The organism is Acidipropionibacterium timonense (genome assembly GCF_900605005.1).
Taxonomy (GTDB): Bacteria; Actinomycetota; Actinomycetes; order Propionibacteriales; family Propionibacteriaceae; genus Cutibacterium; species Cutibacterium timonense.
Map to the genome: position 1 here is coordinate 1928622 of NZ_LR027558.1, position 24569 is coordinate 1953190.

Annotated in this window: 22 protein-coding genes; 5 read left to right on the forward strand and 17 right to left on the reverse strand. The window is 71.1% G+C overall.

What is annotated here, in order from left to right; all coding sequences use genetic code 11:
* Window positions 1-97 precede the first annotated feature (97 nt).
* The gene (locus E0E30_RS09125; RefSeq protein ID WP_130865999.1) at window positions 98-958 is read left to right on the forward strand and encodes a PspC domain-containing protein; all 861 of its coding nucleotides are present in this window, start codon (window positions 98-100) and stop codon (window positions 956-958) included.
* Between the two features lie 90 nt (window positions 959-1048).
* On the forward strand, window positions 1049-1366 hold the full coding sequence (locus tag E0E30_RS09130; RefSeq protein ID WP_130866000.1) for a PspC domain-containing protein: 318 nt from the start codon (window positions 1049-1051) through the stop codon (window positions 1364-1366).
* Window positions 1367-1447: 81 nt separating this feature from the next.
* Here the strand turns inward: E0E30_RS09130 and guaA are convergent, their stop codons facing one another.
* Window positions 1448-3001: a glutamine-hydrolyzing GMP synthase gene (gene guaA, locus E0E30_RS09135; protein WP_130866001.1), complete on the reverse strand. Its 1554-nt coding sequence runs from the start codon at window positions 2999-3001 to the stop codon at window positions 1448-1450.
* A gap of 136 nt (window positions 3002-3137) precedes the next feature.
* Between guaA and cysE the strand changes: the two genes are divergently transcribed.
* Window positions 3138-3698 (forward strand): serine O-acetyltransferase, encoded by a 561-nt coding sequence (gene cysE, locus E0E30_RS09140; protein ID WP_130866002.1) that lies wholly within the window; start codon window positions 3138-3140, stop codon window positions 3696-3698.
* Between the two features lie 89 nt (window positions 3699-3787).
* Here cysE and E0E30_RS09145 read toward each other — a convergent pair whose 3' ends face one another.
* The 8 genes from E0E30_RS09145 to E0E30_RS09180 all read right to left on the reverse strand — a co-directional run bounded on the left by E0E30_RS09145 (window position 3788) and on the right by E0E30_RS09180 (window position 13309).
* Window positions 3788-4093 carry a chorismate mutase gene (locus E0E30_RS09145; protein WP_130866003.1) on the reverse strand — a complete coding sequence of 102 codons (306 nt, stop codon included), beginning with the start codon at window positions 4091-4093 and terminating at the stop codon, window positions 3788-3790.
* A 106-nt stretch (window positions 4094-4199) separates the two neighbouring features.
* Window positions 4200-5303, reverse strand: a complete 1104-nt coding sequence (locus tag E0E30_RS09150) for a GuaB3 family IMP dehydrogenase-related protein (RefSeq protein ID WP_130866004.1) — start codon at window positions 5301-5303, stop codon at window positions 4200-4202.
* A gap of 48 nt (window positions 5304-5351) precedes the next feature.
* Window positions 5352-6863, reverse strand: a complete 1512-nt coding sequence (guaB, locus tag E0E30_RS09155; RefSeq protein ID WP_130866005.1) for an IMP dehydrogenase — start codon at window positions 6861-6863, stop codon at window positions 5352-5354.
* Between the two features lie 63 nt (window positions 6864-6926).
* The gene (gene mptB / locus E0E30_RS09160) at window positions 6927-8354 is read right to left on the reverse strand and encodes a polyprenol phosphomannose-dependent alpha 1,6 mannosyltransferase MptB (protein ID WP_130866006.1); all 1428 of its coding nucleotides are present in this window, start codon (window positions 8352-8354) and stop codon (window positions 6927-6929) included.
* A gap of 105 nt (window positions 8355-8459) precedes the next feature.
* Window positions 8460-10052, reverse strand: a complete 1593-nt coding sequence (gene groL / locus E0E30_RS09165) for a chaperonin GroEL (protein WP_130866007.1) — start codon at window positions 10050-10052, stop codon at window positions 8460-8462.
* A gap of 11 nt (window positions 10053-10063) precedes the next feature.
* Window positions 10064-10360, reverse strand: coding sequence for a co-chaperone GroES (gene groES / locus E0E30_RS09170; protein WP_130866008.1), 297 nt, complete (start codon window positions 10358-10360; stop codon window positions 10064-10066).
* Between the two features lie 1046 nt (window positions 10361-11406).
* Window positions 11407-12582, reverse strand: coding sequence for a class I SAM-dependent methyltransferase (locus E0E30_RS09175; protein ID WP_130866009.1), 1176 nt, complete (start codon window positions 12580-12582; stop codon window positions 11407-11409).
* Window positions 12583-12823: 241 nt separating this feature from the next.
* Entirely contained in the window at window positions 12824-13309 is a 486-nt protein-coding gene (locus E0E30_RS09180) for an NUDIX hydrolase (protein ID WP_130866010.1), read from the reverse strand.
* 33 nt (window positions 13310-13342) lie between these two features.
* Between E0E30_RS09180 and E0E30_RS09185 the strand changes: the two genes are divergently transcribed.
* On the forward strand, window positions 13343-13822 hold the full coding sequence (locus tag E0E30_RS09185) for an NUDIX domain-containing protein (protein WP_130866011.1): 480 nt from the start codon (window positions 13343-13345) through the stop codon (window positions 13820-13822).
* Between the two features lie 89 nt (window positions 13823-13911).
* On the opposite strand, the gene E0E30_RS09190 is transcribed toward E0E30_RS09185, so the two are convergent.
* From E0E30_RS09190 to E0E30_RS09215, 6 genes are all read right to left on the reverse strand, one after another.
* On the reverse strand, window positions 13912-15246 hold the full coding sequence (locus E0E30_RS09190) for a C1 family peptidase (RefSeq protein WP_130866012.1): 1335 nt from the start codon (window positions 15244-15246) through the stop codon (window positions 13912-13914).
* 193 nt (window positions 15247-15439) lie between these two features.
* Window positions 15440-16483, reverse strand: coding sequence for a tRNA (adenosine(37)-N6)-threonylcarbamoyltransferase complex transferase subunit TsaD (tsaD, locus tag E0E30_RS09195; RefSeq protein ID WP_130866013.1), 1044 nt, complete (start codon window positions 16481-16483; stop codon window positions 15440-15442).
* Window positions 16476-16964 (reverse strand): GNAT family N-acetyltransferase, encoded by a 489-nt coding sequence (locus tag E0E30_RS09200; protein WP_130866014.1) that lies wholly within the window; start codon window positions 16962-16964, stop codon window positions 16476-16478. Before E0E30_RS09200 ends, tsaD begins: the two co-directional genes overlap by 8 nt.
* Window positions 16961-17641, reverse strand: coding sequence for a tRNA (adenosine(37)-N6)-threonylcarbamoyltransferase complex dimerization subunit type 1 TsaB (gene tsaB, locus E0E30_RS09205; RefSeq protein WP_130866015.1), 681 nt, complete (start codon window positions 17639-17641; stop codon window positions 16961-16963). Before tsaB ends, E0E30_RS09200 begins: the two co-directional genes overlap by 4 nt.
* Window positions 17641-18657 carry a tRNA (adenosine(37)-N6)-threonylcarbamoyltransferase complex ATPase subunit type 1 TsaE gene (tsaE, locus tag E0E30_RS09210; RefSeq protein ID WP_342588116.1) on the reverse strand — a complete coding sequence of 339 codons (1017 nt, stop codon included), beginning with the start codon at window positions 18655-18657 and terminating at the stop codon, window positions 17641-17643. Before tsaE ends, tsaB begins: the two co-directional genes overlap by 1 nt.
* A 138-nt stretch (window positions 18658-18795) precedes the next feature.
* The gene (locus E0E30_RS09215) at window positions 18796-20280 is read right to left on the reverse strand and encodes a DEAD/DEAH box helicase (RefSeq protein WP_130866835.1); all 1485 of its coding nucleotides are present in this window, start codon (window positions 20278-20280) and stop codon (window positions 18796-18798) included.
* Window positions 20281-21496: 1216 nt separating this feature from the next.
* On the opposite strand from E0E30_RS09215, the gene E0E30_RS09225 reads away from it, so the two are divergent.
* Window positions 21497-22666, forward strand: a complete 1170-nt coding sequence (locus E0E30_RS09225; protein ID WP_130866016.1) for a glycosyltransferase family 4 protein — start codon at window positions 21497-21499, stop codon at window positions 22664-22666.
* A gap of 2 nt (window positions 22667-22668) precedes the next feature.
* Here the strand turns inward: E0E30_RS09225 and E0E30_RS09230 are convergent, their stop codons facing one another.
* A complete protein-coding gene (locus tag E0E30_RS09230; RefSeq protein ID WP_130866017.1) occupies window positions 22669-24102 on the reverse strand; it encodes an NAD(P)H-hydrate epimerase in 1434 nt (477 codons plus the stop codon).
* A complete protein-coding gene (locus tag E0E30_RS09235) occupies window positions 24099-24452 on the reverse strand; it encodes a holo-ACP synthase (protein ID WP_130866018.1) in 354 nt (117 codons plus the stop codon). Before E0E30_RS09235 ends, E0E30_RS09230 begins: the two co-directional genes overlap by 4 nt.
* Window positions 24453-24569 lie beyond the last annotated feature (117 nt).

Here is a 24569-nt window from a genome sequence, read left to right on the forward strand (position 1 = left end):
CCGGCCGGCTCCCCGATCCAGTTCGGGGGCACGAATCGGGACCATCTCAGGGTCGTCCCCGATGGCGCGCCGGTGAGCCTCGGGGCAGCATGGAGCCATGCCTAGCCACCCCATCGACGCCAGGCCCTCGGTCTGGAGACTGACGCGCAGTGATGACCGCGTCATCGCCGGCGTGTGCTCGGCCCTGGCCCGTCGATGGGACGTCGACCCTCTCCTCGCCCGATGTCTGGCGGTCCTGCTGGCCCTGTCCGGCGGATTCGGCGTCGTCCTCTACCTGGCCGGTTGGGCCTTCCTCCCCGACGCGCGGTCGGCCTCCTTCATGAGCCAACGGTTCCCGACGACCGACGCCTGGTCCGACCGACGGCGCACCGTCGTCGTCCTCGTCGCAGCCCTGCTGGCCCCCATCGCGCTGAGCCCCGTCGCCCCGCTGGGTCTGGGCCCGGTCGTCGTCCTGGCTCTGCTGGTCTGGCTCGCCCGATCCGCACACCGGCCCGGCCGACGCCGTCGCATCGTCACGGCCGTCGTCCTCGTGGGGCTGGTCGCCGCCGCCGGGGCCGCGGCGTCGATCTGGCCGACCGTCGACCGCGCGGCGACGACGACGTGGACCACCCACTCGGACATCCCGCCGCGCGGACTGCGCCTCGTCGGCAACGACGCGACGCTCGACCTGGGCCGGCTCGATCTCACCGAGGACACCCGGACCTCCGTGAGCGTCGTCGGCGGTGACCTGCGCATCGTCGTCCCCCAGGACTGCACGCTGGTGCTCGACTACTCCCTCCAGGGCGGGGACCTCATCGGCCCCGACGGCACGCGCGTCGCCGAGGGCATGTCCCGCGGCCGGTGGTCCTCCCCCGGGTCCTCCTCGACAGGGTCGACGTCGTCGACCAGTTCCCGAGCCAGGACCCTCACCGTCGAGCTGCACGCGACCGGAGGTGACGTCACCCTGGTCCAACCCTGACTCGCGGAACCACATCCACCACCAACCCGTCCCAGTCCACGTACCTGCAGTCACAGGAGCTCCCCAGGAGCCCGAGGAAAGGTGATCATCATGACCAAGCTCACCCGGCCCAAGGAAGGCCGCATCATCGGAGGCGTCTGCCAGGGCATCGCCAATGCCGTCGACGTCGACGTCACCATCGTCCGCATCGCCATGGCGGCACTGGTCCTCATCGCGGGGGCCGGACCGCTCATCTACATCGCCGCGTGGATCATCATCCCCGACGAGTCGAAGGACTCCAGCCTCGCCGAGGACGCCGTCCGCGGCGCCTGGAACAGCTGGGAGAACCGGAAGCGGACGTCGACCCCCACCCAGCCGACGACCTCGACCCAGCAGGGTCCGACCTTCAACCCGTACGACGAGAACTGAGGTCACCACACGGGTCGTCCGGTGACGACGGGGCGGGGCACGCCATCTGCGTGCCCCGCCCCTCCTGTCCCCGGTGGGCCGTCACTCCCACTCGACGGTCGCCGGCGGCTTGCTCGTGATGTCGAGGACGACCCGATTGATCTGCGGGCAGGAGTTCGTGATCCGCGTCGAGATCCGCTCGAGGACCTCGAACGGCACACGCGCCCAGTCCGCGGTCATGGCGTCCTCGCTCGTCACCGGGCGCAGGACGATGGGTGACCCGTAGGTGCGGCCGTCCCCCTGGACACCGACCGAGTGGACGTCGGCCAGGAGCACCACCGGGCACTGCCACACCTTGCGGTCCAGACCGGCCCTCGTCATCTCCTCGCGGGCGATGGCGTCGGCGGTGCGCAGCACCTCGAGCCGGTCGCGGGTCACCTCGCCGATGATCCGGATGCCCAGGCCCGGTCCGGGGAAGGGCTGACGCCACACCATCGACTCGGGCAGGCCCAGCTCGAGGCCGACGGCGCGCACCTCGTCCTTGAAGAGGGTGCGCAGGGGCTCGACGAGAGCGAACCGGAGGTCCTCGGGCAGGCCGCCGACATTGTGGTGGCTCTTGATGTTGGCGGCGCCGTCTCCCCCACCGGACTCGACGACGTCGGGGTAGAGGGTGCCCTGGACGAGGAAGTCGATGGGCTGGTCGTCGTTGAGGCGTCGGGCGACGTCCTCGAAGGTGCGGATGAACTCCCGTCCGATGATCTTGCGCTTGGTCTCGGGCTCGGTGACCCCGGCCAGGGCGGTGAGGAATCGCTCGGACTCGTCGGCGACGACGAGCTCGGCCCCGGTCACCTCGACGAAGTCCTTCTTGACCTGGTCGGCCTCGCCCTGACGCAGCAACCCGTGGTCGACGAAGACACAGGTGAGCTGGTCCCCGACGGCCCGCTGGACGAGGGCCGCGGCCACGGCGGAGTCGACCCCTCCCGAGAGGGCACAGAGGACCCGCCGATCCCCCACCTCGGCACGGATGCGACTGATCTGGTCACCGACGATGGACGACGCCGTCCAGTCGGGTCGGCAGCCGGCGATGTCGAGGAGGAAGTGCTCCAGGACGGTCTGGCCCGACTCGGAGTGGAGCACCTCGGGATGCCACTGGACGCCGACGAGCTTGCGGTCCCTGTCCTCGAAGGCCGCGACCGGGGCGCCAGCGGTCCGGGCCAGGACGGTGAATCCCTCGGGGGCCCGGGCCACCGAGTCGCCGTGGCTCATCCACACGCTGATGGTGTGGGGAATCCGCGACAGCAACTGGCCGGGCGCGGTGATGCACAGGCTGGTACGCCCGTACTCGGACGTGCCGGTGTGGGCGACCTGCCCGCCGAGAGCCTGGGCCATGAGCTGGAAGCCGTAGCAGATGCCCATGACCGGAACGCCGGCCTGGAAGATCGTCGGGTCGATCGTCGGCGCCCCGTCGGCGTACACCGAGGCCGGTCCGCCGGAGAGGATGATCGCCGCGGGATCCTTGGCGAGCATCTGCGCGACGCTCATGGTGTGCGGGACGATCTCGGAGTAGACCGACGCCTCACGCACCCTCCGGGCGATGAGCTGGGAGTACTGGGCACCGTAGTCGACGACCAGGACGAGGTCGTGGAGTTGATCCATGGGCGGCAGTCTATGGTCTTCACCTCGTGGCGGACAGCCGGGCGTCCCGGGCAGGGCCTGTGGCGTCCCGCGACCTTGTATCGTTCAGGGCATCGTCCGCGCGTCGTGCGGGCCGCCAAGATCGCGAGGTTGACCCATGACTTCTGTGACCGACATCCTCAAGCTCGCCCGGGAGCGGATGAGCGAGGACCTCGACGCCGCCATGCGTGAGGACCCTGCGGCCACGTCCCGGGTGCTCGTCGCCCTGAGCTACCAGGGGGTCCACGCCATCTGGTCGCACCGCCTCGCCCATGCCCTCTGGACGACGTCGCCGGCCCTGCGGCCCGTGGCGCGCATCATGTCGCAGATCTCCCGTCACGCCACGGGAATCGAGATCCACCCGGGGGCGACGATCGGCCGACGCTTCTTCATCGACCACGGCATGGGGGTCGTCATCGGGGAGACGGCGATCGTCGGGGACGACGTCCTCATGTACCACCAGGTGACCCTCGGCGGTCGGGCGCGGGGGCGGTTCAAGCGCCACCCGACGATCGGGGACCGGGTGCTGCTGGGCGCAGGGGCCAAGGTCATCGGTGACATCACCGTCGGGGACGACGCGAAGATCGGGGCCAATGCGCTGGTCGTCAAGGACGTCGCTCCCGGGGCTGTCGTCGTGGGGAGTCCCGCGACCGTCCACGAAGGGGACGTCGTCGCCTGACCGACACCGCGACCGTCCACGAAGGGGACGTCGTCGCCTGACCGACACCGCGACCGTCCACGAAGGGGACGTCGTTGCCTAAGGGCTCGTCAGTCGGTGTCCCGAGCACCCTCCCCGGCGATCTCGGTGTGGTGACGGACGACCTCGGCGACGATGAAGCCGATGAACTTCTCGGCGAACTCGGGGTCGAGGTGCGACTCGACGGCGAGGGCGCGCAGCCGTGCCACCTGGGCCCTCTCGCGAGCCGGGTCGGCCGGCGGCAGGCCCTTGGCGGCCTTGAGGACACCGACCCGCTGGGTGATCTTGAACCGTTCGGCCAGCAGGTGGATGAGGGCGGCGTCCATGTTGTCGATGCTGTCGCGCAGGGCCAGCAGTTCCTCGGGTACCTCGCTCATGGCCGAACCCTAGGTGACCGGACGGCGCGGGCCGCCCGGTTCTCACCAGACGGCCCGCGGGGATGTCCCGTCATGGCGACGGCGTCGGCCGCCTCCGCCCGGGCGCTCAGTGGACGACGAGCTCGATCCGCTGGAACTCCTTGACGTCCGAGTACCCGGTCGACGCCATGGCCTGACGCAGGCCACCGACGAGGTTCATCGTCCCGTCCGGGATGTGCGAGGGCCCGTTGACGACCTCGGCGAGGGTGCCGACGGTGTCGAAGTGCACCCGCTCGCCGCGCGGCAGACGCGGGTGCCAGGCCTCGGCCCCCCAGTGCCATCCCTTGCCCGGGGCCTCCTGGGCCCGGGCCAGCGGGGACCCGACCATGACGGCGTCCGCCCCGCAGGCGATGGCCTTGGCGATGTCGCCCGACCGTCCCACCGAGCCGTCCGCGATGAGGTGGACGTAGCGTCCACCCGACTCGTCCATGTAGTCACGACGGGCCTCGGCGACGTCGGCGATGGCCGAGGCCATGGGCACCTCGATGCCGAGGACCTGGCGGGTCGTGTGGGCCGCGCCACCCCCGAATCCGACGAGCACCCCGGCGGCCCCGGTGCGCATGAGGTGCAGGGCCGTCTGGTACGAGGCGCATCCGCCGACGATGACCGGCACGTCGAGCTCGTAGATGAACTTGCGCAGGTCGAGCACCTCGGCGGCGTCCGAAACGTGCTCGGCGGAGACCGTCGTCCCGCGGATGACGAAGAAGTCGACCCCGGAGGCGACGACGGCGTCGGCGTAGCGGGCGGCGTTCTTGGGTGACAGGGACCCGGCCACCGGCACGTCGGCGGCCCGGATCTGCGCCATCCGCGCGCCGATGAGCTCCGGTTTGATCGGCTCGGCGTAGATCTCCTGCATCCGGGCGGTGACGCGCAGGTCGTCACCGAGCTCGGCGAGCTCCTCGAAGAACGGGGTCGGGTCCTCGTAGCGGGTCCACAGGCCCTCGAGGTTGAGCACCCCCAGACCGCCCAGACGTCCGAACTCGATGGCCGTCGCCGGGCTCATGACCGAGTCCATGGGGGCGGCCATGATGGGGAAGTCGAAGGTGAGGGCGTCGATCCGCCACTCGAGGTTGACCATCTCGGTTCCCCGGGTGCGCCTGGACGGGACGATGGCGATGTCGTCGAGCCCGTAGGCGTGGGTGGCGCGCTTGCTGCGTCCGATGTCGTACATGTCTCCTCGTCCCCGACGCCGCCGGTTGTCCCGGAGGACGTCGTCGTGTCAGCGTGATGAGTAGTTGGGGGCCTCGACGGTCATCTGGATGTCGTGCGGGTGGGACTCGCGCAGACCCGCCGAGGTGATGCGCACGAAGTGGCCCCGCTCGTGCAGCTCGTCGATGGTGTTGGCACCGGTGTAGAACATCGACTGCCGCAGGCCCCCGACGAGCTGGTAGACGACGGACCCGAGCGGACCCCGGTAGGCCACCTGGCCCTCGATGCCCTCGGGGACGATCTTGTCGTTGCTCGTCACGTCACCCTGGAAGTAGCGATCCTTGGAGTACGACAGCTTCTCACCGCGGGCCGACATGGCCCCCAGGGAGCCCATGCCGCGGTAGCTCTTGAACTGCTTGCCGTTGATGAAGACGAGCTCGCCGGGAGACTCCTCGCAGCCGGCCAGCAACGACCCGAGCATGACCGAGTCGGCCCCGGCGACGATGGCCTTGGCGATGTCCCCGGAGTACTGCAGGCCGCCGTCCCCGATGACCGGGACGTCGAAGGGACGAGCCGCGCGGGCGGCCTCGAAGATGGCCGTCACCTGCGGGACGCCGACCCCCGAGACGACGCGGGTGGTGCAGATCGACCCCGGTCCGATGCCGACCTTGATGCCGTCGGCACCGGCCTCGCACAGGGCCTTGGCCCCGGCGTAGGTGCCGATGTTGCCGCCGATGACGTCGACCCCGGCGGCTGCCGGTTCCTTCTTGAGCCGCGCGATCATGTCGAGCACCCCCTGGGTGTGGCCGTGGGCCGTGTCGACGACGATGACGTCGACCCCCTCCTCGACCAGGGCCATGGCCCGCTCCCAGGCGTTGCCGAAGAAGCCCACGGCGGCGCCGACGCGCAGCCTGCCCTGACCGTCCTTGGTGGCCTTGGGGTACTGGTCGGCCTTGACGAAGTCCTTGAGAGTGAACAGACCCTTGAGCCGACCGTCGGCGTCGACCAGGGGCAACTTCTCGATCTTGTGCGCGGCGAGGAGCTTGAGGGCGTCGGCCGGGGCGGTGCCCACCGGCGCGGTGACGAGCGGGGCGGGGGTCATGACCTCGTGCACCGGCCGGTCGGGGTCGTCCTCGAAACGCATGTCACGGTTGGTGATGATGCCGACGAGGTTGAGCCGCTCGTCGACGACCGGGACGCCGGAGATGCGGTAGGTGTGGCACAGGGCCTCGGCCTCGGCCATCGTCGCGTCGGGGCTGATGGTGATGGGTTGGTCGACCATGCCCGCCTCGGACCTCTTCACCTGGTCGACCATGGTCGCCTGGTCCTCGATGGACAGGTTCCGATGGAGGATGCCCAGGCCGCCCTCCCGGGCCATGGAGATCGCCATCCGGGACTCGGTGACGGTGTCCATCGCCGCGCTCACCAGCGGGATCGCGATCCGGATGTTGCGCGACAGGCGGGTCCCCGTGTCCACCTGGGAGGGGATGACGTTGCTCTCGACCGGCTGGAGGAGGACGTCGTCGAAGGTGAGGGCCAGGGGGGCCAGCTCATCGACGCTGGCGGGGGCACGATCGCTCATGAACAGCCTTTCGGTCCGGGGATGGCGCCAATCCTAGACCCGGCCCGTCGGGGGTCGAGGGGCTCAGTCGGCCCCAGGTCGGTCGGCAGCCCCGAGCCGGTCCGAGGCCGGACGCCAGAGCATGGCGGTGCCCACCGCGACGAGGGGCAGGGCCAGGAAGGGCGAGGAGAACCACTGGAGGAAGCTCAGGGCGACCACCGCCACGGTGAGGATCGTCAGGGCGGTGAGCCGGCGGGACCCGAACGTCGTCACCGCGACGAGCAGCAGCGGACCGACGAGGTACCACGGCTGCAGCCCTGCACCGCACAGGGCGAAGGCCAGGAGGACGCCGGCCTGGAGGAGCAGCGGATCGGCCGGGCGGCCCGGGTTCCCCGTCCGCCCGGGGACCGGCCCCCACCGCACCCAGCAGACGATGATCGCTGCAGCCGTGAGGACCAGGCTCGTCGCCGTGGCCGCAGGGACCAGGGAGGTCACCGGAACCCCGGTCCAGCCGATGATCTGGACGAGGAGCGCGATGGGCGCGTCGCTCGTCACCGACGCCGGGCTGCCGGCGGTGTCATTGAGCCACCCCAGGCCCAGCCCGCCGATGGCGGAGATGGCCGCGAAGGAGCCGATCGCGGGCAGCGCCCCAGCCAGGGCTTCGAGGACCAGCCGTCCCCAGCCGTCCCGCTGCCGACCCGACCTCACCGCCTCGACGTGGACGAGAGCGACCAGCCCCAGGCCGAAGAGCACCCCGGGCTGCTTGAGCGTCCCAGCAAGTCCGACGAGGAGACCACCGGCGACCAGACCTGCCCAGGAACGGCCGGACCGGGCGAGGGTCCAGCCGACGACCAGGGCCCAGAGCCCCACGGCGCACTGGAGGCCGTCGTTGTGCATCCCCCCGACGACGTGCAGCAGCACGAGGGGATTGGCGACGGTGAACCACCGGACGCGGTCGACGTCGGCGCCGGCCAGCTGGGCCAGGCAGGTGACAGCCAGCCCGATGAGCACGAGGGCGAGGAGGCCGGGGATCCTCATCGCCACCGTCGACCAGTACGGGTGGTAGCCGGCGAGCGCCGTCATGGCGGCCTGGATCCACAGCGACCCGGGCGGGTAGACCGCGGTCGTCGCGACCCAGTGCGCGTCGACATGGAGCCCGAGATCGGCGGCCCGACCCTGGGGCACGAGGTAGGGGTTCATCCCGTGGGCGAGCAGCCAGCCCTGGGCGGCGTAGGCCCAGGCGTCGAGGCTGAGCAGCGGCGGGACCGGCAGCAACGGGACGGTCCACGCCCCGACCATGAGGGCACGGTGTCCTCGCAGTGGCCGTGATCGCAGCCAGGCCCACACGAGCGCGACGACACCCAGGGCTCCCGCCACCCAGGACGCCATCTCGACCGGGGAGGTACCGGGGACATGCCCCGGATAGCGGTCGGCGAGGGCCCACAGGGCCAACAGGAGGCTGCCGACCGTGCCGACGAGGAGCACCTCGCCGAGTCGTCGGTGGTCGGTCATGGACGTCCCTTCACTCGGTCGCTCCCAGCGTAGTGGGGTGGGGCGACAGGAAGCGGCCCCGGGACCGCGCGGGTCCCGGGGCCGATCAGCCGTGAGCTCAGCGACTCACTTCTCGTCCTCGTCCTCCGGCTTGTCCACCACGAGGGTCTCGGTGGTGAGCAGCAGGGAGGCGATGGAGGCGGCGTTCGCCAGGGCGGAGCGGGTCACCTTGACCGGGTCGATGACACCGTCGGCGATGAGGTCGACGTACTCACCGGTCTTGCCGTTGTAGCCGTGCCCGGGCTCGAGCTCGGCGACCTTGGCGACGATGACGTAGCCGGGCTCGCCGCCGTTCTCGGCGATCCAGCGCAGCGGCTCGCGCACGGCCTTCTCGACGATCTGGGCGCCGACGAGCTCGTCGCCCTCGAGGCCCAGCTTGTCGGCCAGACCGGCCGAGGCGTGGACCAGGGCCGAGCCGCCACCGGCGACGATGCCCTCCTCGATGGCCGCACGGGTGGCCGAGACGGCGTCCTCGATGCGGTGCTTCTTCTCGTTGAGCTCGACCTCGGTGGCCGCACCCACGCGGATGACGCAGACCCCACCGGCGAGCTTGGCGATGCGCTCCTGGAGCTTCTCGCGGTCCCAGTCGGAGTCGGACTTGTCGTACTCGGCGCGCAGCTGGGCGACCCGGCCGGCGACCTCCTCGGAGGACCCGGCACCGTCGACGATCGTCGTGTTGTCCTTGGTGACGACGACCCGCTTGGCGCGGCCCAGGACGTCCAGACCCACCTGGTCGAGCTTGAGGCCGACCTCGGGGGCGATGACCTGGCCGCCGGTGAGGGTGGCGATGTCCTGGAGCATGGCCTTGCGGCGGTCACCGAAGGCCGGGGCCTTGACGGCCACGGAGGTGAAGGTGCCGCGGATCTTGTTGACGACGAGGGTGCTCAGAGCCTCCCCGTCGACGTCCTCGGCCACGATGAAGAGCGTGCCCTTGGCGGCGATGACCTTCTCCAGCACCGGCAGGAGGTCGTTCATCGACGAGATCTTGCCGGAGTTGATGAGGATGTAGGGGTCCTCGAGGACGGCCTCCATCCGATCCTGGTCGGTCACCATGTACGGGGACAGGTAGCCCTTGTCGAACTGCATGCCCTCGGTGAACTCGAGCTCCGTGCCGAAGGTCTGGGACTCGTCGACGGTGATGACGCCGTCCTTGCCGACCTTGTCGAAGGCCTCGGCGATGAGCTCGCCGATCTGCTCGTCACGGCTGGAGATCGTCGCGACATTCGCCATGTCGTGGGTGGTCTCGACGGCGCGCGAGAGGCTGCGCAGGTTCTCGACGAGGGCCTCCACGGCCTTGTCGATGCCGCGCTTGAGGCCGACCGGGTTCGACCCGGAGGCCACCGCCCGCAGACCCTCGTGCACCATGGCCTGGGCGAGCACCGTGGCGGTGGTCGTCCCGTCGCCGGCGACGTCGTTGGTCTTGGTGGCGACCTCCTTGGCGAGCTGGGCGCCGAGGTTCTCGTACGGATCGGTGAGGTCGACCTCCTTGGCGACGGTGACGCCGTCGTTGGTGATGGTCGGGGCTCCCCACTTCTTGTCAATGACGACGTAGCGGCCCTTGGGGCCGAGCGTCACCTTGACGGTGTCGGCGAGGATGTCGACGCCGCGCTCGAGGGAGCGGCGAGCCTCCTCGTCGAACTGAAGCTGCTTGGCTGCCATGTGTCAGTGCCTCACTTCTCGACGACGGCGAGGATGTCGCGCGCGTTGAGCAGCAGGTACTCGTTGCCGTCGTACTTGACCTCGGTGCCGCCGTACTTGGAGAAGATGACGACGTCGCCCTCCTTGACGTCCATGGGGACGCGGACGCCCTTGTCGTCGACGCGGCCGGGGCCGGCGGCGACGACCTTGCCCTCCTGCGGCTTCTCCTTGGCGGTGTCCGGGATGACGAGTCCGGAAGCGGTGGTCTGCTCGGCCTCGAGAGGCTGGACGAGGACGCGGTCCTCGAGCGGCTTGATCGTGGTTGCCACGTCAAGACCCCTTTCATGATGAAGACGGATGTTTCGTTGTCTCTCGCCAGGGGTTGCGAGCCCCGAGCGTGCGGGCCGTCTGCGTCGCGGGTGCGTCAGGTCCGTTGGCACACTCACCACGAGAGTGCCAACAAGAAACGTACACCGGGGTTAGCACTCAGGCAACACGAGTGCCAAGGGCGGGTGAGCCGACCTCCCCGACGCAATGTGGCACGAACCGGCCGAGGCGGTACCTGGTGGCCCTACAGCGGTCGATGCGTGCCACATTGCCGTCGTCGCGTGACGAGACGGCGACCCCGGGGAGCTACGAACGGGACGCTGCGGCTCGCGGTCGGTGCCCCGGGCACTCCCGGGCGGCGCGGCGTCGCCCACGTTGCTCCGGAAACCTCCGTCCCCCCAGCCCTCCTTGCCGTCCCTGCTCCGGAAGCTGCACCATGCTCCGTGTATTCGGGGCGCACGGTGCACCTTCCGGAGCTTCGTGGGATGCGGGCCGACGGCGTCGGCCGTTTCCGGAGCAGGGTGCGACCACAGCGGTGCCGAGCATTGTCGGGGCCCAGCACTGTCGGGCCCCAGCATCGTCAAGGCGTGCGGCGCCGTCGCCTCCCCTGCAGGTCCGGGACACCGCCGGGCCACCGGAGCCGGGCCCGCGCCATGACGGCGTCTGCCCAGGTCTGGGGCACCGCAACTCCGGATGACGCGGAGCCGGCCGGACGAGGGCTCGCCGACGCCACCGATCCACAACAGGGTCGTCATCTCCGGAAGCGCGACCTCGGCGGTCCTCGTCGCCGGCGCCGACCGGTCCGAACCTCGCGCCGGGATCGTCGGTCGGTCGGCTGCAATGTGGCACGACCCGGCCGAGGGACCACCCGATGCCCCGACCTCGACGAATCCGTTCCACATTGCAGTCATGGGGAGCTGCGATTCGGAGCGGGAGTCCGACTCGCCCGACGATCCGCACCCCCGATCGCCTGTCCACCATCGATGAGTACCCCGACCGCCCGTACCCCGTCCACGGATCCCCGTCGATGAGTCCCCGGACCGTCGACTCAGCTGACGGTGACCCGCGTCGCCACCACTGCCCGGGCCCCGTCGACGGTCGGCGTGCAGATGAGGGTCGCGCTGGCCGGTCCGGAGGGACGCAGGCGTCGTCGCAGGGCTGCCGGATCGACGTCGAGGCCCCGCTTCTTCACCTCGAGGGTGCCGACGTGATGGTCCCGTACCCATCCGCGAAGCACCTTCTCCGACATCGGCAGCGACTCCTCCACCTTGAACCATCTGAGCCACGGGCTGGTCCAGGGGCGGTCGGCGGTCAGGTAGGCGATCCCACGGCTCACCGTGCGGGCATCGGGATGGCCCTCGACGAGGGTCCCCGACGCACGGGCACGGATGGCCGCCGGATGGGGTTCGGCCAGGTAGGACCCGACCGGACCCGGGTCGGGCTCGGGAGAGTCGCCGCCCACCACCTCGTCCCCAGGCACGAGCACTGCGGAGGCCCCGCGCCCCATCCGGGGCCCCTTCCAGATGGTGGCCTCGACGAGGTCCCCACGGCTCCCCACGAAGGTGGTGGCGGCATCCCCCGGGAGGACGCCGCGATCGACCCCGGGGGCCATCTTGACCACGGTGACCCACGGGCCCTCGAGGACCCGGGTGACGAAGGGCCACGGCGGCCGGATGTCCTCCAGACGCCAACTGCGCCCACGCCCACCCCGTCGGGCGGGATCGAGGAGGACAGCGGTCTCCGGGCCGGCACCCGACACGAGGTCCGCAGCGACCGCGGTGGCGTCGGCGGCAACCACCCGTGCCCCGGGCAGGTTGTGGGCCGCGAGCGTGGCCACCGCCGGATCGATCTCGACCGCGGTCACCTCGAGTCCGGCGTCGAGACAGGCGCGGGCATCCGCGCCGCACGAACACCCGAGGTCAATGACCCGACGCACGCCGGCAGCCACGAGACGCTCCGCACGCCACGTCGAGACCTCGCCGCGGGTGGCCTGCTCGAGGCCGTCCCGGGTCCACAGCATCGAGCGTGCCACCTCGCCGATCTTGGTGACCGCACGCTCGGTCATGGACGCCTGGTCGAGGGCCGCGGCGGCCAGGTCGGGGGCGAATTGCGAGCGCAGACGCGCAGCGGCACCGAGGGAGTCCGGGTCGGACTCAGCGCGGGCGACCTCGAGGGCCCTGTCACCCTCCGGTCCGACCAACGCCCGGGCCACCTCGACATCCACGCCGGCACCCTACGCCAGTCGCCGGAGGACGCAATGTGGCACGACTCGCCTCGATCCGCCCCGACCGTGTGCGCAGCCCCTTGGAAGTGCCACATTGCGTCCCCGGAGGGGCCCGTCGGGGCGCGTCCGGCGTCGATGAGCCCGTACAGGCCCGTCGGGGCCCGTCCGGGCCATGGGCCGTGGTCCCGACGTACTCCCACGTCCCCGGCCACCGTGCGTCAAGGCCGGTGGCCCGGACGCCTCACAACACGGTGCAGGTCCATCCCGTCGGCCGACCGTTCTCGTACGGGATGCAGCCGTGGAACTGCCCGACCCCCTCGTCGAAGACGAGCGGCAGGAAGTACCGGTCGCCCTCCCACATGGGCAGCTCCGCCAGGTGGTCGATCCTCTCCCAGGTGAGCGGCCCCTCCTCATTGGCCTCCGGCACCACCCCGTGCCATCGGTCCACGACGAAGACGAGCCCGAAGTGGTCCTCACCGTGCGGGCCGAACCCGGGCCAGGACACCGTGCCACGCAGCCTCATCGAGTCGACCTCGATCCGGGCCTCCTCGCGCAACTCACGCCTCATGCCGGCGGCGACGTCCTCCCCCGGCTCGACCTTCCCACCCAGGCCGTTGTACTTGCCGAGCTGGTCGTCATCGGGGCGGGCCACCCGGTGCACCATGAGCACTCGCTGTCCGTCGGGGTGCAGGACGAATCCGAGCGTGGTGAGGATCGGCGTCATCATGGCCCCATCCTTGCGCACGCCTACGCTGGCCCCATGGCACACCCCAGCCCTGACTCCCACGGCCGCACCCGAGCCGCCACCCGCGCCCTCGTCATCCGGGACGGCCGGCTGCTCGTCGAGACCAATGACGACGGCGACGTCGAGTGGTGGTCACTGCCCGGAGGCGGGCAGGAGTTCGGCGAGACCAAGGAGGAGGGGCTGCGGCGCGAGTGTCGCGAGGAGATCGGGTGCGACGTCGTCGTCGGTCCCCTCGCCCTGGCCCTCGACTACATCGGGGCCCATCACCGATTCGGCGAGGACCTCTTCTGCCAGACCGAGGTGTACTTCTGGTGCACCTTGCCGCCCGACGCCGAACCGACCCCGACCGCGGCCGGCCGGGACGACCACCAGACCGGGATCGCCTGGGTGAGCCTCGAGGACCTGCCCGGCTCCCCGTTCTTCCCCCAGCGCGTCGCCCGCTGGCTCAACGAGGACCCGGGGACCCGGCCCCGGTGGCTGGGTGACGCCGACTGACCCCACCCGGCACCGGCCCGATGGCGTGGCGCCACGGGCCCGGGGCGGCGCCCCCGTCGAAGCCGGGAGGCCCTCCTACCGGGTAGCCGTCACAGGACGTCCCACTCGGGGATGACCGTGAGTTCCCCGTCGAGCGCGGCCTGCTGGTCCGCCGTCAGCCGCGACTTCGGCACGATGACCTCGAAGACGTACTCGTCGAACCACGAGTCGTTCATGGTGAAGAAGCCCTTGGTGCCGACCTCGTCACCCCAGGAGTTCTCGACCCTCCAGCGCACCGGCCTGCCGTCGACGAGGTCGACCCCGACGAAGGTCATGGCATGGGTCGGACCGCTGTGGTGCAGCCGCATCCGGTCCGCCTTGGAGATGCCCAGGTCGACGCCGTAGAGGCTGTCGTAGTCGTGGAGCTTGACGTCCCACACCCCGAGCTTGCGGTCGAACTGCTTCTTGACGTCGCAGGAGAACCACACCGGCTCCCCGGCCCTGATCGACTCGATGGCCAGAGACTTGATCTCGTCGACCCTGGCGGTGACGAAGGAGTACGGCGTCCCGCCCTCCATCCACGGGGTGTGCTCGAGGACGTAGCCGTGGCCGACCGGGTGCTCGGCGCGCGGATCGTCGACGACCGAGACGTACTCGCGCAGGTTCTCCGTGACGACCTGGGAGGCGAACTCGAGCGGGGTGAATTCGCCGACTCGGTGGAAGTTCTTGTCCTTGTCGCGGTACTGCCAGGTGAACCGCTGCGGCGGAGTGCCCAGGTGGATGGCCAGCACCCGCCAGGCGTCCTCGAGCCCCTGGCGTCGGACCTCCTCGGTGCGTCGCGACGCCTCGGCCGGGTCGGAGTCGGTGGCCGCGGCCCGCAGCAGCCCGATGGTGCGCCGGACGATGGTGTCGAGGGCGCGGTTCATCTGGTCGGTGTTGCCGGCCGACTCGGTGTCGGGCATGGCCCACTGCGGCACCAGACCGTACTTGACGACGATGTCGACGAACTGGATCCAGTAGCCGCCGTCACCCACCCCGTCCTCGAGGAGGTTGCGCACCTGCTCGTCCTCGAGGGGACGATCGGCGGTGGCGATGGCCCTGGCCAGGATGTGGTTGACCTTCTCGATCTTGTCGAAGAAGGCGATGTAGTTCTGGGAGAACTCGAAGTCCTCGAGCGAGAGCTGCTTCATGACCTTGGCGCGCAGGACGTTGAGCCCGGCGAACTCCCAGCATCGACCCGAGTGCTTCTGGTTGGCGACCTTCCAGGCATCGAGCCGCTCCGAGGTCGTCTCGTCGATGCCGTTGAGGACGTCGCGGTCGAGGCTGACGGTGTCGGCGTCGGTACCGGTGACGGCGTTCTGGACGATGCGCGAGGTCGGGTCGGCGCGGAAGGCGTCGGCACGGTCGGCGCTGAAGGACGCGTCGAGGGCGAGGGATTCACTCATGAGGTCGGTCTCCTGGGTCGGGTCGGGCAACGGACGTGGACGTGCCGAGTGACTCGGGCGTCCACGTCACACTCTGCCACCGACCGCCGACAGGTCCGCCCGTCAGTAACGGCCGACCGACCCGCCCTGTCGGACCGCGGCACGTCGCCGACCGCGGACGCCCGGCACGCGTCCGCGGGCCGCTGCCGGAGTCTCAGACGAGGACCCGGCTCACCGGCAGGCCGGAGTCGGCGGAGATGTCGAGGCTGGACGGCGGCAGCCCGGCCTTGACGCCCTGGACGCCGAGGGCCGCGATCATGGCCCCGTTGTCGGTGCACAGTCCCGGCCGCGGGCGACGCAGCTCCACGCCGGCGGCCTCCATCCGTTCGGCCAGCAGGGTCCGCAGCCGGGAGTTGGCCGCGACCCCGCCGCCGATGAGGAAGTGCTCGAGTCCGTACTCACGGCACAGGTCGACCGCCTTGGCGGTGAGGACGTCGGCCACGGCCTCCTGGAAGGACGCCGCGACGTCGTCGACCGGCACCGGACGGCCGGCGGCCTGCTCGGTCTCGACCCAGCGGGAGACCGCCGTCTTGAGGCCGGAGAAGGAGAAGTCGAAGCGGTGTCGGGCCAGGTCGTGGCGGGCGGTGAGTCCACGCGGGAAGTGGACCGCCGTCGGGTCGCCCTGGGCTGCGGCGCGGTCGATGACCGGCCCACCCGGGTAGGGCAGCCCGAGCAATCGGGCGACCTTGTCATAGGCCTCCCCGGCGGCGTCGTCGATGGTCGACCCGACCTCGGTGATGCCGGTGGCGATCGAGGTCACCTTGAGCAGCGAGGTGTGTCCGCCCGATACGAGCAGGGCGCCGCACGGCATGGGCAGGTCGCCGTGCTCGAGCAGGTCGACCGCGACGTGCCCGGCCAGGTGGTTGACGCCGTAGAGCGGCTTGCCGAGGTAGCGGGACAGGGCCTTGGCCGCCGACAGGCCGATGACGAGGGCACCCATGAGTCCTGGACCGGCGGTGACGGCGATGCCGTCGAGCTGCGCCAGGTCGACGTCGGCCGTGGCGCAGGCCGCCTCGAGCACCGGGACCATGGCCTCCAGATGGGCCCTGGAGGCGACCTCCGGCACGACCCCGCCGAAGCGCACGTGCTGTTCCATCGAGGAGGCGACCTCGTTGGCGAGCAGCTCGTTGCCCCGGACGATGCCGACCCCGGTCTCGTCGCAGGACGACTCGATGCCCAGGATGAGCGGTTCAGACATGGTTCTCCTCCGAGGGTGTGGTGGTGAGGTCGAGGCCCATGACGAGGGCGTCGACCCCGGCCCCGTAGTATCCGGCGCGCCGGGACCAGACGGTGAACCCGGCGGATTCGTAGAGGTGGCGGGCGGACGGGTTGTCCTCACGGACCTCCAACAGGACGCGGTCGGCACCGTGGGTACGAGCCCAGTCGAGCCCCCGGGCCAACAGCTCGCCGCCCAGCCCCCGACCGCGACGGTCGGGCCGCACCATGATCCGGTCAAGATCGCACAGGTCGACGACGAGATGGAAGGTGGCGGCGCCCGCCGGGCGACCGGCGGCCCGCTCGTCACCCTCGTCCTCCTCGATGACGAGGACGTGACGGTCCCCGGCGGCCAGGTCGTCGGCCCAGGAGCGGCGCGACCACCGCTCCCCCGCCCCGAAGCACGAGTCCTCGAGGTCCATGACGGCCTCGAGGTCCTCGGGCCGGGCGGTGCGCACGCTCATCGGCGCGGCAGGCGGATGCGCGCCGGGGCGAGGGTCGCCTTGCGGGTCGTGGGGACGGTGGCGTCGGGGTCGCGCAGGTAGAGCGGCTCCAGGCCGACGTCGGGCAGCTCGTGCCAGCGGGCGGCCAACAGGCCCGCGTCGAGGTGTTCCGGGGATCCGGCGGCCGGCGTCAGGTCGCGGGCTGCGCAGCCGGGTCCACCGACCGGCAGTCCCCCCGGAAGCCCCTGGGGAGAGGTGACGTGGGGCCCGTCGAGTCGCTGCCCACGCTGGTCGTAACGAGCCCAGTACAGCTCGTGGCGGCGGGCGTCGGAGCAGACGACGAACTCGCCGGTGGGCGCGTTGTCACCAGACACCCACTGGGCGGCCAGGACGTCGAGGGAGCACACCGGGTGCGGCGTGGAGCCGCCCAGGTGGGCCAGCACGCGTCCGGTGACCACGCCGACCCGCAGCCCGGTGTAGGGGCCGGGGCCGACCCCGACGGCGATCTCGTCGACATCGGTGAGGGCCACCCCCGCCTCGGCGCACACCTGCTCGACGAGCGGCATGAGCTGCTCGGCGTGGGCGCGCGGATCGTCGACCCGCCGCTGCGCGAGCACCTGCCCACCGCGCGCCAGGCCCACGCACACGGCACTCGAGGTGTCGATGCCCAGGGTGAGGGAGTCGACGGTTTCGGTCATCACTGCTCCTTGTCGGTGGTCGCGGCCGGTACGGAGGCCACGGCGTCGACGAGGTGCGTCAGGTCGACGCCCTCCCACCGTGGTCCGACCGGATCGAGATAGACGGTGCGGGTGTCGTCGGCGGGGTCCTCGGAGCGGACGATGTCGACGGCCAGGTAGGACCTCTCGAGGTCCTCGGCGATCCCGGCGCCCCACTCGACGAGGGTGACGCAGCTGTCCATCGTCTCGTCGAGGTCGAGGTCGACGAGCTCGGCCAGGGAGCCGAGGCGGTAGGCGTCGACGTGGACGAGACCGGGGCGCCCGTCGACGCCGGCATGGCGTCGCACGAGGACGAAGGTCGGGGAGATGACGGGTTCGCGGACTCCCAGGGCCTCGCCGATTCCCTGGGCCAAGGTCGTCTTCCCGGCGCCCAGATCGCCCGACGCGACGATGACGTCGCCGGCACGCAGGTCGTCGACGAGGGCACGTCCCAGGGCCCACATGGCCTCGGTCGTCGGCACCTCGACGCGGACGGGCAGGGTGCGCACGAGGTCGGGTCCGTCGGCGCGGTAGCCGTGCTGGACGAGCAGTGCGTGCATCCGGGACCGAGTCGACGGATGGGCCGCCCAGCCACGGACGACGAGGTCACGGCAACCCAGGTCGGTCGCGACCTGGACGGCAGCGGTGAGCATCCGGATGTCGATCGGCTCATGATCGTGTCCCGGGGCGACGATGACGGACCGCACCTCGCCGACCTCGCCCCGCTGGTCCAGTTGCAGGACGCCGACCGGTCGGTGGCCCTGGGCGGCGGCGGTCGGGGCGTCGGTCTCGGCGACCAGGCACAGGTCCTCGTCGATCCACCGGGTGAAGGCCTCGAGCATCCGGTCGCCGGAGCTCTGCGCCGTGCGGGTCTCGCGCAGCTGCCCGCTCAACGCCTCCGCGAGCACGGCGGCGTCGGGCGGCTCGGCGAGTCGCACCGTGATCTGCTCCGGGTCGAGCGTTCGCGTCCGCTCACTACTCAGCTCTGTGTTGCCCACGAGGGTCCATCCTAGGGCTGTCATGTCGTCGTGCAGGGTCCGAATGCACCGACGTGCACCCGGACCGTGCCCTCGGCCCACCGTGGTTCAGACCGCCGGGCCCGGACGGACCCGAACGGGGGAATTCACGGCAGGGTCTCAGTCGCCCCAGGTGTCGTTGCCGGAACGACCGTAACGCGACTCACGGTCGCGTCGGGCCTCGTCCTTGCGCAGCCGGTCACCGCGTCGGCCGTGCTCACCGTGACCCCGGCCGCCACGGCCGTACCCGCCGTGGCCCCACTCGCCATGGCCTCGGCCACCGTGGGACCCGCGTCCCTGGCGGGACTGGTGGGAACGGGACTTCTGGGACCGCCCCTTCTGGGGACGGGGGGCGACGAGGGCGTCGTACTCCTCCTGGGCGATGGGGGCCCCGAGGCACGGGGTGCACGCGGCGACCTCGGCCACGTGCTCGTCACCGAGGACGACCTGGGCCTCGACCGGGTGCACCCCGGCCGAGCGGTACAGCCTGGCCATGGTACGGCGCTGGTGCGGCAGGACCAGGCTGATGACGGCCCCGTCCTGGCCGGCGCGGGCGGTGCGTCCGGCCCGGTGCAGGTAGTCCTTCGAGTTCATCGGCGGGTCCATCTGGAGCACCAGGGTGACGTCGTCGACGTCGATACCGCGGGCCGCGACGTCGGTGGCGACGAGGACGGGCAGGGAGCCCTCCTTGAAGGCCGCGAGGGTGCGGGCGCGAGCACCCTGGGTGAGTCCTCCGTGCAGGGCTCCGGCCATGACCCCGGCCTCACGCAGCTGCTCGGCCATCCGCGAGGCGCCGCGCTGGGTGCGGGCGAAGACGATGGTGTGCCCGCCCCGGTTGGAGATCTCGCACATGAGCGGGACCTTCTCGTGCGGGCGGATCTGGAAGGCGTGATGGGTCATCGTCGCGACCGATCCGCGCTCCGGGTCGATCTCGTGGGTCACCGGGTCGTGGAGGTAGGTCGTCACGAGGTTGTTGACGGCGTCGTCCAGGGTCGCCGAGAAGAGCATCTTCTGGCACTCGCCGGGGACGGCGTCGAGGATGGCGCCGACGGCCGGCATGAAGCCGAGGTCGGCCATGTGGTCGGCCTCGTCGAGAACGGTGATCTCGATCCCGGACAGGTCGGCGTCGCCGGTCTCGAGGAGGTCGACGAGACGCCCGGGAGTGGCCACGACGATGTCGACGCCCTTCTTGAAGGCCTTGGTCTGTGGGCCGTAGCTCATGCCACCGGCGATGAGGATCGTCGAGAGGCGCATGGACGAGGCCAGGGGCGAGACGACGTCGGCGATCTGCATGGCCAGCTCGCGGGTCGGCGAGAGGATGAGCGCACGGGGGCGGCGGTCAGGACGCTGCGCGGCCGACAGGCGCGCCAGGACGGGGACCCCGAAGGCCAGGGTCTTGCCCGATCCGGTGGAGGCGCGTCCCAGGACGTCACGGCCGGCGATGGCGTCGGGGATGGCGGCGACCTGGATGCGGAACGGGGAGGTGATCCCGGTGGCGGCCAGGGCGGCCACGATGGGGTCGGGCACGCCGAGGGTGGAGAACCCCTGGGTGTGGTCGACGGCGGAGGTGTCGAGGTCGGTCAGCTCCTCGGCCGTCCACTCCATGACGTCGGGGTTCTCGTCGTGTCCGGCGTGGTCGAAGCGGTCACCGCGTCCCGAGCGGAACTCGCCTCGGGTGGAACCGGAGCGACGGTCGTCGCGGGTCGAACCGGGGCGACGGTCGTCGCGGGCGAACCCGTCCCGGCGACCGGACCGGTCGAAACGGTCGGACCGTTCATGACGGTCCTCACGACGCGCACGCCCGGACCGGTCGAAACCGTCGTCCTCACGTCGGTCGTCCCGGGGGTCGTCGTCCCGACGGTCGAACCGGCGGTCGAACCGGCGGTCGTCGTCCCGACGACGGGGGCCACGGCGACGGTCGTCCTGACGGCGGTCGTCACTCCATCGTCGATCGCCGTTCCAGGAGTCGCGACCTCGGTCGTCGTTCCATCGACCACGACGGTCGCCCTCCCGACCCCGCGACCGGCGGTCCTCGCGCCCCTCGTCCCGCCCGCCGCGCGGCTGCCAGGACTCGAAGGTGCGGCCGCGCGAGTCGGACTCGCCACGGTGCGGGCGCACGTCGACGTCACCACGACGGGTGCGGTCACCACGGCCTGCGCGGGCCTCACGGAAGTCGTCGCGTCGGGTCCCCCGGGCATCGTCGCGGAAGTATCCGGCGTCGTCCCGACGGGTTGATCGAGCGTCGTCCCGACGAGTTGATCGAGCGTCGTCCCGACGAGTTGATCGAGCGTCGTCCCGACGGGGACGCCCCGCCCCGCCACGGGTGCGCGGCTTGTGTCCACGAGCAGCGCGTTCCGCAGCGCTCCATCGCTTCTTCGGTGATCCGTCCGCCTTGAACGACTTGGGGCGACGGGAAGCTGAATTGTTGGGCATGTCATGGTCCTCACGGCACACGGACACGACCGCGTGCACGACGCGGCCGGACGCAGGTTCACTGCGTCGATCGGACTGGAATCGATCGTCCTGGATGGGTTGCTTGTCTCGATGGCGGGGCGAAGAGCTGCTGGTCGTACGCCACTGGCAGTGACGTGCCACGGGGGTCGGGATCGCCGTCCGGCATCCCGCCCAGACGCCCCGGGAATCCGGGCGCATCGAGCAACTGAACGCATCATGGGCCCCGTGCGGGGCCAGAGCCAACGTCCTCACTCTACTCCGACCCCGGACAAGCACCAAACGAGAAAGCCGACGCCGTCACCGCGTGTTCATCCAGGCGAAAGATGTCGCACAGGATCCCGTCACCGTCGCCGGATACCATCGAGATGTGCGCGTAGCGATCATCACCGAGTCCTTCCTGCCCCAGGTCAACGGGGTGACGAACTCGGTGCTCAGGGTTCTCGAGCACCTGCGGGCCCATGGCCATGAGGCGATGGTCATGGCCCCGGGCGACGCCGACACCCCCAAGGAGTACGAGGGATTCCCCGTCATCCCGCTCGCCTCCCTCGCCTTCCCGGGCTACACCGACGTGCGCGTCTCGACGACCCCGCAGTGGACGATGGAGCGCTACCTCAGTGAGTTCCAGCCCGACGTCGTCCACCTCGCCGCCCCGTTCATGATCGGCTACAAGGGAGCCCTGGCCGCCGCCGCGCTCGGTGTGCCGTCGGTCGCCATCTACCAGACCGACATCCCCTCGTACGCCGCTCGGTACGGCCTGGGCAAGCTCGAGGCCTACGGCTGGTACCGGGTGCGTCAGATCCACTCCCTCTCGGTGGCGACCTACGCCCCCTCGACCTTCTCCCGCGACCAGCTCGTCGTCCACGGCGTCCCTCGGGTCGGCATCTGGGGGCGCGGCGTCGACAAGGTGCGGTTCGACCCGTCGAAGCGGTCCCAGGAGCTCCATGATCGCTGGGCTCCCCATGGCGAGGTCGTCGTCGGCTACATGGGGCGTCTGGCCGCCGAGAAGCGAGTCCAGGACATGGCGGTGCTCGCCGACATCCCCGGGGTCAAGCTCGTCATCGTCGGCCATGGACCCGACCGCGAGGAACTCGAACGGCTCATGCCCGATGCCGTCTTCACCGGCGGGCTCGGCGGCGAGGCCCTGCCCCAGGCGGTGGCGTCGATGGACGTCTTCTGCTCGACCGGCGAGCTCGAGACCTTCTGCCAGGCCATCCAGGAGGCCAAGGCCTGTGCGGTCCCGGTCATCAGCCCACGCCGTGGCGGACCCATCGACCTCGTCGACCCCTCGCGCACCGGGTGGTTGTACGAGCCGGGCAACCTCACCGAGTTCCGACGCCACGTCGTCGACCTCGTCGGCGACGCCTACAAGCGTCGGGCCATGGGCCTGGCCGCGCGGGCGTCGATCGAGGAACGCACGTGGGAGCACCTGTGCTCCGAGCTCGTCGGCCACTACGAGGACGCCATCCGGGTCGGCGGGCGTACCCCGCACGCCAGGCATGCCCTGTGGAGTGACGCCGACCTGCGCGAGATCGCCTGAGGTCAGACCCGGCGGGCGGGCGTCGTGAGGTCGCCGATGACCTGCGGCAGGTGGTCGGCCAGGGCGTCCGGGGAGATCGGCCCGCGCCACCGGTCCGCCGTGAGGGCCTGGATGCTCGCACCCGCCAGCGCGGCCCGTCGGGCGCTCAAGCCGGCAGCCAGAAGGGACCCGCAGATTCCGGCGAGCACGTCCCCCGACCCTGCCTGGGCGGTCCACGCCGGGCCGGGCAGGGCGACGTCGACCTGCCCGTCGGGTCCGGCGACCCACTGCACCGACCCCTTGAGCAGGACGGTCGCACCCCATCGAGCCGCGGCCGTGAGGGCGGACTCACGAGGCCGTACCGACACCTCCTCGCGGGAGAGGTCGAGCAGCCGGGCGAGCTCCCCGGCATGGGGAGTGAGCAAGGACCCGGCGGGCAGCCGCATCCGGCCGGTCGACAGGAGCCGCAGGGCATCGGCATCGACGACCACGGGAACCCCCTCGTCGACCCGCCGTCGCAGTCGGTCCGGATCGGCGTCAGGCCCCCACCCCGACCCGACCACCCAGGCCTGCACCCGTCCCCGGCCGACGACGACCGAAGGCATGCGTGACAGGACGAGGTCGGCGGCCCGCTGCGGGCCGGCGAAACGGACCATGCCTGCCCCGGCACGCAGCGCACCGAGCACGCCGAGCACCGCCGCCCCGGGGTAGGTCGACGAGCCGGTGTCGAGGCCGACGACCCCGCGGGAGTACTTGTCGTCCCGTGGACCGGGCGCCGGCCACCACCGGGCCAGGTCGTCGACGGTGGCCATCGGCTCCCCCGGCTGCTCGACGCCGATGTCGACGACGTGCACCCGACCACACAGGAGGGACGCCGGCTCGACGACATGGCACCACTTACGACTGGCGAAGGTCATCGTCTCGGTGGCGGGCACCGCCGTCGTCACCTCTCCCGAATCGGCGTCGAGACCCGAGGGGAGGTCGACGGAGAGCACCGGGATGCCGCGTCGACGAAGGTCCCGGCCGAGGTGGGCCAGACGGTCAGGGATCCCGGGGCGACCTCCGATGCCCAGCACGGCGTCGATGACGAGGTCATGGTCGGCGGCGGCGACCTCGTCGAGGCTCACCCGGCGGCAGCCGGCGGAGGTCGCGGCGGCCAGTCCGGCCGGGTGCGCGGAGCCGATGACCTGGCACAGGTCGACCTGTGCTCCCGAGCGCCCGAGGTCGGCGGCGGCGAAGAGGCCGTCCCCGCCGTTGTTGCCGGGGCCGACGAGGACGAGGACACGGCTCCCGGACATCCGCGTGCCGGGCGCAACTCCTGCCTTGCCCGCGATCATGGTCCTGGCCAGGTCGGCGACGTGGCCGGCGGCCACCTGCATGAGGTCGACGCCGGGGTGACCGGCGACGTATCGCTCCTCGGCGGCGCGCATCTGGGCCGCGGTGCACACCGTGATCATGTCGCCTCGCAGATGACCACGGCGATGGCGACACCGGCGTCATGACTCAAGGACAGGTGCACCCGGTCCACGCCTCGGTCGTCGAGGGTCTGCGCACTCACGCCGCGGAACCGGAACCGGGGCGCCCCACCGGCCTCGCCGATGACCTCGACCTCACGCCACCGCAGGCCATCCGGCCCTCCCAGCGCCTTGACGAGGGCCTCCTTGGCGGCGAAGCGAGCGGCCTGGGAGGCCGGCGGCAGGTCGAGCTCGGAGCCGACGAGGACCCGCCCGGCCAAGCCCGGACGGCGCCGCAGCGCCTCCTCCCAGCGCGACACCTGGCACAGGTCGACGCCGACACCGATGATCATGGGGTCAGCGTAGCGAGGGCGGGCACCGCCGACGACGGGCTCCGCGACCGATGTCAGGAATCCACCGTGAGCGGGGGTTTCTTCCCCTGGAGGGGAACATCTGCGAGCTGGCGGGGA